We start from the raw sequence: 4,974 nt of genomic DNA on the forward strand, positions 1-4,974 counted from the left end.
GTGGTGGAAGGCCGACATCGCCGGCAGCCTGGCGCATGCCGAGATGCTGGCGGCGCAGGCGGTGATCGGCGCGCAGGACCTGGCCGACATCCGGCGCGGCATGGCGCAGATCACGCAGGAGATCGAGTCCGGCGCGTTCGAGTGGAAGCTCGACCTGGAAGACGTGCACCTCAACGTCGAGGCGCGGCTCACGCAGCTGGTGGGCGATGCCGGCAAGCGGCTGCACACCGGCCGCTCGCGCAACGACCAGGTGGCGACCGACGTGCGGCTGTGGCTGCGCGACGAGATCGATGCGCTGCTGCCGTTGCTGGCGGGGATGCAGCAGGCGCTGGTGGGCGTGGCGGAGCGGCATGTGGAGACCATCCTGCCGGGCTTCACGCACATGCAGGTGGCGCAGCCGGTGAGCTTTGCGCACCATCTGCTGGCGTACGTGGAGATGTTCGCGCGCGATGCCGAGCGCCTGGCCGACGTGCGCAAGCGGGTGAACGTGCTGCCGCTGGGCGCGGCGGCGCTGGCCGGCACCAGCTACCCGCTGGACCGCGAGCGCGTCGCGAAGACGCTGGGCTTCGACGGCGTGTGCCAGAACAGCCTGGATGCGGTGAGTGATCGCGATTTCGCGATCGAATTCGCGTCGTTCGCGAGCATCACGATGATGCATGTGTCGCGGCTGGCCGAAGAGATCGTGCTGTGGATGAGCCAGAACTTCGGCTTCATCAACCTGGCCGACCGCTACTGCACCGGCTCGTCGATCATGCCGCAGAAGCGCAACCCCGAGGTGSCCGAGCTGGCGCGCGGCAAGAGCGGCCGSGTGGTSGGCCACCTGATGGGCCTGCTSACSCTGATGAAGGGCCAGCCSCTGRCCTACAACAAGGACAACCAGGAAGACAAGGAGCCGTTGTTCGACGCGGTCGACACGGTGCGCGACACGCTGCGCATCATGGCCGAGATGGTGGCCGGCATCGTCGTGAAGCCCGAGGCGATGGAGCGTGCGGCGCTGAAGGGCTATGCGACGGCGACCGACCTGGCCGACTACCTGGTGAAGAAGGGCCTGCCGTTCCGCGATGCGCACGAGGTGGTGGCGCATGCGGTGAAGTTCGCGCTGAGCGAAGAGCGCGACCTGGGCGACCTGCCGCTGGACGTGCTGCAGGGGTTCCATGCGGCGATCGGCCCGGACGTCTTCGATGTGCTGACGCTGCGCGGCTCGCTGAACGCACGCAACGTGCTGGGCGGCACGGCACCCGACCAGGTGCGGGCGCAGCTGGCACGGCACAAGGTCCGGCTGAAGTGACGCGCCGCCGGGGGATGCGCAGCGCATGGCTGCTGGCGGCGGCCTGCGCGCTGTCGGTGTTCGCGGCGGTGGCGCAGGCCAAGCCCGGGCTGCCGGAGCTGCGCGGCGAGGCGCTGACCCGCTTGCGTGCGACGGCCGCCGCGAAAGAGTCGCTGATCGGGCTTGCACCGTTGCCGCCGGCCAAAGACGCCGCGGCCGAGTACCTGGCCGACCTGTTCCAGGACGAAGGCTTCATCGCGGTCACGCGTGCCTGGCTCGACAGGACGCAGGCCACCAGCAGCGACGGCGTCTACCGCGAATGGGCGCGCTACTACGAAGAGACGATCAGCGCCGGTGTGGCCCTGCTGGACGACGAAGACCTCGCGACCTTGACCCGCAGTGTCCTGCTGCGGTGGCTGGACGGCTCCGGCCAGACGTGCGCGCGGCTGATGGCGGCGACCCGCGTCGAGCAGCTGGACGGCCTGCGGCCGTACACGGAAGCCGAGCTGTCCGGCTACTTCCGCATCCTGAAGCGCGCCTACGTCGGCGCACTGGCCAACGAGAAGCCGCGTCCGTCGGCCACCGAGGAACAGCTGGCGCGGGGGGGCCTGGAGATGTTGATCGCAGTCCCGCAGGAACAGCGTGGGCGGTTGATCGGGCTGGTATCCGGCAACTTTCCGGAGGTCATCACGCCCGAGATCTGCGCCGACCTGCAGGCCATGGTCAAGGCGATCGACAAGGTGCCTGGGGAGGACGGCGCCGCGTTGCGACGCGAATTCAATCTGTCCGTCGTCCGCGGCGCCTTCGACACCGACCCGCCGAAACGCCGGGTGGCTTCGGAAGTCAGCGGCACCTCGGCCAACGGCATGTTCGAACCGGGCCCGATCCAGCTTCACTATCCGCCGACAGCCGCCAAGGCCGGCGTCGAAGGCGAGATCGTCGTGCGGATCTGGGTTGACGGGCAGGGCTACGCGCAGCGCGTGAAGACCATGAAGCACGACTTCAAGCCCGCCGTCGTAACGCTGGAAGACGGCACCGACGTGCCATCGCAGGAGCTGTTCGAACCCCTCGTGATCGCGTACTACCAGTCGGGCCGCTTCCAGCGCCGCTTCAAGGATGGCCAACCGCGGCCTTACACCGCCGAGATTCCGATGAGCTGGAAGCTCGAGTAGCCGCGCCCCTCCTTTGGAGGGGGTTTCCTTTCCGAGGCGAAAACCTAGACTTCCCCGCACTCGAACACGGAGGGAGTCCATGAAGAAGCTCATCGCACTCGCGACCAGCCTGCTGCTGGCCGCCTGTGGAGGCGGCGGTTCGCCTGATTCGTCGCCATCGTCGCCACTGTCGTCACCCACCGCGCTGACCGAACGCGCTGCTGCCGCCGACCCGGCGGCCTCGGCGGCTACGGTGGACCCGCTGGCCCGCGTCAACGCCTACATCGGCACCGGCATCGGGTTTCCGAACCTGCAGGACCGGCCGCCTGAAACCCTGTCGGGCAGCACCTACCCGGGCGCGGCCCTGCCCTTCGGCATGGTGCAGTTCAGCCCCGACACCGGCTACGGCGAGGCCAACGCCCACGGCGGCTACAACTACGCGAAGCCCGTCATCCAGGGCTTCAGCCTGGTCCATGCCAGCGGCACCGGCTGCCCGGTGCAGCAGGATGTTTCGATCCTGCCCTTCGCCGGCCCCGTCGGCCCCTCGCCCGCCGCCAACCTTGCCCGCTACCAGATGCCGTTCACGCACGCCGGCGAGCAGATCTCGCCGGGGTTCTACGGCGTGACCGCGAGCAATGGCCAGGGCGCCGAGCTGACGGTGTCGCGCCGCGGCGGCTTCGCGCGCTTCAGTTTCCCGGACAGCGCCATCGCAAGCGTGATCCTCAATGTCGGCCGCAACGCCAGCACCGGGCGCAATGCCCAGCTGCAGCTGGTCGGCGACAACACGATCGAAGGCGTCGTGGAGGGCGCGGGCGTGTGCGGCAACGGCCGCTACACCGTGTACTTCCACGGCCGCTTCGACCGGCCGTTCAGCAGCTTCGGCACCTACCGCGCATCGGCTGTGAGCCCCGGCTCGCGCACCACGGTGCTCGGCCCGCAGACCGGCGGCTGGGTCACGTTCGCCGACAGCACGCCGGTGCAGCTGCGCATCGCRGTGTCGTATGTGAGCGTGGCGAACGCCCGGCTGAACCTGCAGGCCGAGCTGGCCGGCACAGACTTCGACGGCGTGCGCCAGCAGGCCCGGGACACCTGGGGCGAGATGCTCGGGCGCATCCAGGTCGACGGCAACGGCAGGCCTGACGACGAGGTGAAGTTCTACACCGCGCTGTACCACGCGCTGCTGCACCCGACGCTGTTCAGCGACGTCAACAACCAGTACGTCGGCTTCGACAACGTCGTCCGCACGACCAGCGGCTGGGACAAGTACGCCACCTTCTCCGGCTGGGACACCTCGCGCTCGCAGATGCAGCTGGTGGCGTGGCTCGCACCGAAGCAGGGCAGCGACATGGCGCAATCGCTGGTGGTGGATGCGCTGGCCAGCAACGCCGGCTTCCCGCGCTGGCCGATCGCGAACAGCGACAGCTGCATGATGTTCGGCGACCCGGGAGCGGTGATTGTGTCCAGCCTGCATGCCTTCGGCAGCACGGACTTCGACACCGCGGCGGCGCTGGCGGTGATGGAGCGCGGCGCCAGCACGCCCTTCCTGCGCTCGCGCGATTGCGAGACGCGGCCTGGCCTGTCGCAGTACCTGAGCCTGGGCTACATCCCGTACGGGCAGGGCGCGGCGGCCGCCAACACGCTGGAGTACGCGCTGGCCGATGCGGCGATCGGCCAGTTCGCCGGCGCGCTGGGCGATGGTGCCAAGCGGGATCTCTACCTGGCGCGCGGCCAGGCCTGGAAGACGCTGCTCGGGAGTTCGGGCTACATGCAGCCGCGCAACGCGTCGGGCAGCTTCGTGGCGCCGTTCAACCCGGGCCGCAACGACGGCGGCACGTTCGGCTTCGGCAACCCGGCGCAGTACACCTTCATGGTGCCGCAGAACTACCGGGGCCTGATCGACCGGATGGGTGGCAATGGCGTCGCGGTCGCGCGGCTGGACGAGCATTTCCAGCGCCTGAACAGCGGCTCGACCGGGTTGCAGGCCTTCATGTCGCTGGCCAACGAGCAGGGCACGCCGTGGGCCTATGCATTCGCCGGGGCGCCGTGGAAGTCGCAGGCGGTGGTGCGTCGCATCCTGGACGAACAGTATGCGAACCGTCCCGAGGGGCTGATGGGCAGCGACGACCTGGGCTCGCTGTCGGCCTGGTATGTGTGGGGTGCGCTGGGCCTGTACCCCGAGATCCCGGGTGTCGGCGGCTTCGTGCTCGGCAGCCCGCTGTTCCCGCGCACCGTGGTGCGCATGGGCAACGGGCACACGCTGACGATCAATGCGCCGAATGCGGGGACGCTGGGCATCTACATCGCCGACATGGCGATCGACGGCCAGCCGTCCACGCGCACCTGGCTGCCGTTGACGCAACTGGCGGAGGACACGGTGATCGACACGGTGTTGGTGCCGATGCCGATCCCGGCCTGGGGGAGTGCACCGGGGGATGCGCCGCCGTCTTTCGACACTCCATGAGGTTGGTTCACTGCGTGGGGCTGCTGCCGGGTCTCGCCCCGGACGCTGCGCTGTGCGGGCAGGTTTCGCCCTGCCGGGCGAGTCACTTTCATTTG

3 protein-coding genes are annotated in these 4,974 nt (G+C 69.1%); all 3 read left to right on the top strand.

Annotated elements, in window-relative coordinates:
- The coding region (gene argH / locus AC1D12_RS24545; RefSeq protein ID WP_477843442.1) for an argininosuccinate lyase at positions 1-1,288 on the top strand (1,288 nt) is incomplete at its 5' end.
- 56 nt (positions 1,289-1,344) lie between these two features.
- Complete coding sequence (locus tag AC1D12_RS24550; RefSeq protein WP_477824900.1) at positions 1,345-2,439, top strand: energy transducer TonB; 1,095 nt, start codon at positions 1,345-1,347, stop codon at positions 2,437-2,439.
- A 79-nt stretch (positions 2,440-2,518) separates the two neighbouring features.
- Positions 2,519-4,879: a GH92 family glycosyl hydrolase gene (locus AC1D12_RS24555; protein ID WP_477843444.1), complete on the top strand. Its 2,361-nt coding sequence runs from the start codon at positions 2,519-2,521 to the stop codon at positions 4,877-4,879.
- Positions 4,880-4,974: the final 95 nt, after the last annotated feature.

It is taken from the genome of Rhizobacter sp. P1_G5 (genome assembly GCF_056405435.1).